Source organism: Actinomyces polynesiensis (genome assembly GCF_000820725.1).
Lineage (GTDB): Bacteria > Actinomycetota > Actinomycetes > Actinomycetales > Actinomycetaceae > Pauljensenia > Pauljensenia polynesiensis.
The window spans coordinates 1-5,781 of sequence record NZ_CCXH01000294.1 but is presented as its reverse complement, the minus strand read 5'-3'; the positions used below and the strand labels follow the sequence as shown (position 1 = coordinate 5,781).

Annotated in this window: 5 protein-coding genes; 2 read left to right on the top strand and 3 right to left on the bottom strand. The window is 72.1% G+C overall.

Translation table 11 applies throughout. From position 1 onward, the window contains the following. Together TA90_RS12265 and gatC are read right to left on the bottom strand one after the other, a co-directional pair. On the bottom strand, positions 1-470 hold a 470-nt coding region (locus TA90_RS12265), incomplete at its 3' end, for an amidase (RefSeq protein ID WP_043536880.1). Next, positions 470-772, bottom strand: coding sequence for an Asp-tRNA(Asn)/Glu-tRNA(Gln) amidotransferase subunit GatC (gatC, locus tag TA90_RS12260; RefSeq protein WP_043536878.1), 303 nt, complete (start codon positions 770-772; stop codon positions 470-472). The genes TA90_RS12265 and gatC, both read right to left, overlap by 1 nt. A gap of 120 nt (positions 773-892) precedes the next feature. On the opposite strand from gatC, the gene TA90_RS12255 reads away from it, so the two are divergent. After that, positions 893-2,161: a phospholipase D-like domain-containing protein gene (locus TA90_RS12255; protein ID WP_043536876.1), complete on the top strand. Its 1,269-nt coding sequence runs from the start codon at positions 893-895 to the stop codon at positions 2,159-2,161. Positions 2,162-2,185: 24 nt separating this feature from the next. On the opposite strand, the gene ligA is transcribed toward TA90_RS12255, so the two are convergent. Then, positions 2,186-4,684 carry an NAD-dependent DNA ligase LigA gene (gene ligA, locus TA90_RS12250; RefSeq protein WP_074015402.1) on the bottom strand — a complete coding sequence of 833 codons (2,499 nt, stop codon included), beginning with the start codon at positions 4,682-4,684 and terminating at the stop codon, positions 2,186-2,188. Positions 4,685-4,970: 286 nt separating this feature from the next. Between ligA and TA90_RS12245 the strand changes: the two genes are divergently transcribed. Continuing rightward, the coding region (locus TA90_RS12245) for an FHA domain-containing protein (protein WP_043536874.1) at positions 4,971-5,781 on the top strand (811 nt) is incomplete at its 3' end.

Genomic DNA, 5,781 nt, shown 5'->3' with positions numbered 1-5,781 from the left:
CCCCCGGACCCGCCGGGGATGCGGGAGAGGTCCCAGGGGTTGCCGGTGGGACCGAAGGCTGAGTGCTCGGTGGAGGACCCCATCGCGAACTCGTCCATGTTCGTCTTGCCGACCACGGGCAGCCCCGCGGCCTTGAGCTTGAGGACCACGGTGGCGTCGTAGGGGGGCAGCCAGCCCTCGAGGATCTTCGAGGCGCAGGTGGTGGGCTTCCCGCGGGTGACCATGTTGTCCTTCAGCGCGATGGGCACACCGGCCAGGCGGTGCAGCTCCGCGCCCTCGGCGCGCCGGGCGTCGACCTCGGCGGCGGTGGCCAGGGCGCCCTCGCGGTCGATGAAGAGGAAGGCGTGGACGCGGTCGTTGAGGGCCTCGATGCGGTCGAGGCAGGCGGTGGTCAGTTCGACGGAGGTGAGGTCCCCCGCCGCCAGCATGTCGGCCAGCTCCAGGGCTGACCTGCGCAGCAGCTCGTTCATCATGCCTCCTCGTCGTCCAGCATCTGGGGCACCAGGAACATCCCGTCCTCGGAGGCGGGCGCGGAGGCGAGGACCTCGTCGCGGTCCAGGGTCTGGCCGATGACGTCCTCGCGCCAGACATTGGTGAGGTGGATGGGATGGGACGTGGCGGGGACGTCGGGGGTGGCGACCTCGGAGACCTTCGCCACCGAGGTGGCGATGACATCGAGTTCGCCGGCGATCTTCTCGATCTCCGCCTCCGTCAGGGCGATGCGGGCCAGGCCCGCGACGCGGGCGACCTCGTCAGTGCTGATCCGTGACATGCCCTGCAGTTTACCCGTGCGCCGTGGCGCGGGGCCCCGCCCCGCCAGCCACTGGGAGCGGCGTGGGTGACCCGCGTGGAGACGCAGCGTCGCGTCCCCGCGAATCGTAGGCTGGTGCCCATGTCAGATGGAGGTCAGTGGCGCATCGACCACAGCACGGCATGGTCCGTCATCAAGGGAACGGCCGCGACGGTCGCCGTCGCACAGGTGGCCGCCCTCGTCACCGTGCACCTGGTGGACCGCGCCCGCAAGGCACGCATCCCCGGTGGTCGCCACGGGTTCCCGGCCCTGCCGCCGTCCGACACCGCCCTCGACGACAACGTCGTGCGCTCCTACACGGAGGGCCACTCCCTCTTCGACGACATGCTGGCCTCGATCGCCGGGGCACGGGACCACGTCTACTTCGAGACCTTCATCTGGCGCTCCGACACCTACGGGCACCGCTTCAAGGAGGCCCTCATCGAGGCGGCGCGGCGCGGGGTGCAGGTCTACGCCGTCTACGACGGGTTCGGGGTGCTCAACCAGGACCCCCGTTTCAAGTTCTTCCCCAACCACCCCAACCTGCACGTGCGCCGCTTCCCGGAGATCCGCTCGGGCATGTTCACCATGAACCTGCGCAACACGGGTCGCGACCACCGCAAGATCCTGGTGGTGGACGGCGAGGTCGGCTACGTCGGCGGGTACAACATCGGGGACCGCTTCGCCGACGAGTGGCGTGACACCCACGTGCGGGTGACGGGCCCCGCCGTGTGGGAGCTGGAGAACGGCTTCGTCGACTTCTGGAACCACTTCAAGCGCCGCAGCCAGCCCTCCCTGCCCGACCGGGGCGCGAAGGAGTGGAACGCGGACGTCACCGCCGCCTTCAACCTGCCCTCCCGCCTGCTCTTCCCGGTGCGGGGCCTCTACCTGGACGCCATGGAGCGGGCGACCCGCCGCATCCTCATCACCACCGCGTACTTCATCCCCGACCAGGAGATCCTCCAGGGACTCATCGATGCGGCCCGGCGCGGCGTCCAGGTCCGCGTGCTCATCCCGGAGTACTCCAACCACATCCTCGCCGACTGGGTGGCCCGCCCCTACCTGGGGGCGCTGCTGCGCAACGGCATCGAGATCTGGCTCTACCAGCACGCCATGGTCCACTCCAAGACCATGACGGTGGACGGCGTGTGGTCCACGGTGGGCACCGCGAACATCGACCGGCTGTCCCTCCAGGGCAACTTCGAGGTGAACATGCAGTTCTTCTCCCCCGCGTTCGCAGAGCGCATGGAGGAGATCTTCACCAACGACCTCACCACCGCCCGGCAGCTCACCATCGAGGAGTGGCAGGCACGCGGCCTGCCCACCCGGATCGCCGAGACGCTGCTCAGTCCCTTCCGCTGGGTGGTCTGAGGGTCTCCCCGTCCACCCCTGCGCTCAGGAGGACTTCCCGGGTGCGCCCCCGTCGGTGGAAGCGGCACCCGCCGTCGCGTCCGTGCCCGTGACGCCCACCGCCGCCGGGCCCCCGTCGAGGAGGGCCTGGAAGCGGGTCTCGTCGATGACGGGGACACCGAGTGCCTCGGCCTTGGTGGCCTTCGAGCCCGCCCCGGGGCCCGCGACGACCAGCGACGTCTTCTTCGAGACCGAGCCGGAGGCCTTGCCGCCGCGCGCGACGATCGCCTCCTTCGCGCCCTCGCGGTCGTAGCCGGGCATGGCCCCGGAGACGACGATGGTCAGCCCCGCCAGCACGTCGGAGACGGGCTCCGCCACCTCGTCGGCCATGCGCACCCCCGCGGCCGCCCAGCGCCGCACGATCTCGGCGTGCCAGTCCACCGCGAACCACTCCACCACCGCCTCCGCGATGACGCCACCCACGCCCTCCACCTGGGCGAGTTCCTCCACCCCGGCGCCGCGGATCGCGTCCATGGACGGGAAGCGGGCGGCGATCGCGCGGGCGGCCGTGGGGCCGACGTGGCGGATGGACAGTGCCACGAGCACCCGCCACAGGGGCCGCTGCTTGGCGACCTCGAACTGGGCGAGCATGTCGATGAGGTTCTTGGCGGGCTTCGGCGTGCGGGGGACGAAGCGGGGTCCCGACTTGCGGGTGGACCTGGCCCAGGCCTTGGACCAGAAGTAGCGCACCTGGATCCAGTTGTCGGTCTGTTCCCCCTCCACCGTCTGGCGGCGCCACACGAAGACGTCGCGCAGGTCCTCCGCGCGCAGTTCGAAGAGTGCGCCCTCGGAGTGGAGCACCGCCTCCTGGGGGGCGGGCAGGAGCTTCTCGGCTGCGGCCAGCTGGTCGGCGTGGGGCAGGTCCTCCGCGTCGTCGAGGTGGAGGACAGTGCCGTCCTCCAGGGTGACGGTGTTGCCGGTGACGAGGGCGGCGCCGACCGCGTCGCGGTCCGCCTCGGGCTGGGTCAGCGCCAGGGCCGCCTCGTCGCCGAGCCCCTCGATGTCCAGGGCGCCGCGGGCCCCCACGTGGGAGACGCGCTCGGTGAGTTGGGCAGGGCAGTGTGCGGTGTTGGGGCAGCGCAGGTCCACGTCCCCCTCCTTCTCGGGGGCGAGCAGCGCGCCGCAGGAGGGACAGTGGGTGGGCATGACGAACTCGCGCTCGGAGCCGTCGCGGGCGGACTCCACGGGCGCCACGATCTCGGGGATGACGTCCCCGGCCTTGCGCAGCACGACCATGTCCCCGATGCGCACGCCCTTGCGGGCGACCTCCTGGGCGTTGTGGAGGGTGGCACGCTGGACGTGGGAGCCGGAGACCAGGACCTTCTCCATGACCCCGTAGGGGGTGACCCGGCCCGTGCGCCCGACCTGGACGCGGATGTCCAGGAGGCGGGTGTTGACCTCCTGCGGGGGGAACTTGAAGGCGGACGCCCACCGCGGGGCGCGCGAGGTCGCGCCGAGGGAGCGCTGGATGTCGAGGTCGTCGACCTTGACCACGACGCCGTCGATCTCGTGGACGAGCTCGTCGCGGTGCTCACCGAGCCAGGTGATGCGCTCGACGACCTCCTCGTGGGAGTGGACCAGACGGGTGTAGGGGGAGGTCGGCAGGCCCCACTCCCCCAGCTTCAGGTACCAGCCGTGCTGGGTGGTGGGCAGGTCCGCGGGGGGCCCGACCACGTCCACACCGCCGTCGGTGGGGCCCGCGGCCCCCTCACCGCCGACCCGGGTGGTCTCCACGAACCCGACACCGTGGGCGATCATCGACAACGGCCTCGCGGCGGTCACCGCGGGATCCTTCTGCCGCAGGGAACCGGCCGCGGCGTTGCGGGGGTTCACGAAGGGGGCCTGCCCGGCGGCGACGCGCGCCTCGTTGAGGCCGGGGAAGTCAGCGACAGGGAAGAACACCTCGCCGCGGACCTCCATGCGGTGGGGGTGGCCCGAGCCCTCCAGCTGTTGGGGGATCGCCTTGATGGTGCGCACATTGGCGGTGACGTCCTCCCCGACCCTCCCGTCACCACGTGTCGCCGCCTGCTGGAGGCGACCGTCCACGTAGAGGAGGTCGACGGCCAGCCCGTCGATCTTCGCCTCACAGGTCATCGCCAGGTTCGGTGAGCCGGTGTCGGCGTGGACCCGGTCCTCCCAGGCCTTGAGCTCCTCGACGGAGAAGACGTCGTCCAGGGACAGCATCGGCTGCAGGTGCGTGACGGGTGCGAAGGCACCCTGCGGTTCCCCACCCACCGTGGCGGTGGGCGAGTCGGATCCCGCCAGTTGCGGGTAACGGGACTCCAGGTCCTGCAGCTCGCGGAAGATCTGGTCGTACTGGGCGTCGGAGAGGGTGGGCGCGTCGCGGTCGTAGTACGCGGCGCGTGCGTCCTCCACCTCGTCGGCGAGGCGCTGCCAGCGGTCGCGTGCCTCCTGGGGGACCCCGGAGTCCTCCCTGGACTGGGGAACCGGGTCCGTGTGCGTGTCAGTCGGGGTCGCATCCATGCCGGCATTCTCCCATCGACGCGGCTGCGGAGCCGGGTGGGTGGGGGCGCGGGGGTGAGGCGCGCGGGGGCGGTCCACAGCACTCCCCTGTCCCCACCCGGCCTCCACAGCTCCGCGGGGGACGAGGGCGGAGCCGGAGACCCTCCTGCACCCTCGGACACGACCGGTGACACCCATCGGCTGCCGGTGCCCGGGGTGCCGGGCGCTCCACAGCGGACGGGCAGGGCTTCCGGAGCGACCGTGGGGCGGCATCCACGCCGTCGGGGGAAGTGGGAGGGGGACAGGCATGACCGAGCACTCCGGTGCGCAGGGCGACCGACGCGGCGCCGGTGCGCAGGAGGAACAGCCCACCGACGGGGCACGGGTCCACCGGCCGTGCACCCCGGGTCCTGCCGACGCCCTGCGCTCCCGACACCACCTGGCGTGCACCGAGGGGCCGGACACGGGAGTCGTCCTCCCGCTGGCCGGTTCCCTGGTCCTCGGGCGGGAGGGCGACGTCCCCCTGGCGTCGGGATCGGTCTCGAGGCGACACGCACGCGTCACTGCGCTGCCCGCCGGGCGGAGGCGCGGGCGGAACGCCCCCGTGGCCGTCGTGGAGGACCTGGGGTCGGCCAACGGGACCTCGGTGCGCCACCGTCCCTCTCTGCCCCGGTCCCGCGCCTCAGGGCACCACCTCGTGCCCGGTTCACGCCTGGTGATCGGCACCGACGTCTTCGAGGTCCGCGAGCGCCCCGACCAGCTGCGGTGGCCGCAGCCCGAACAGCAGCGCCGACGTCCACTGACGGCTCTGGCCCCCGTGGCGATGGTCCTCGGCTTCCTCGCGTGGCGCCTGACGGCCGCGGGAGGATGGCGTCTCCTCGCCGGGGTGTGCGCCCTGGCCCTCCTCACGGCAGTGGTGGTCCTCGTCGTCCGACGCTCACGCAGGTCGAGGGTCTGGGCACGCTCCGACGCCGCCCACCTCGCCCTCGTCCTCGCCTCCCTCGCCGCCGCAGGACCCCGACCGACTGTCGTGGGGCAGGTGGGCGGTGCACCTCCCGGTGCGACCGCGGACACCGTCCTGTCCCCACGTCCCGAGGGCCCGGGCACGGACCTGGACG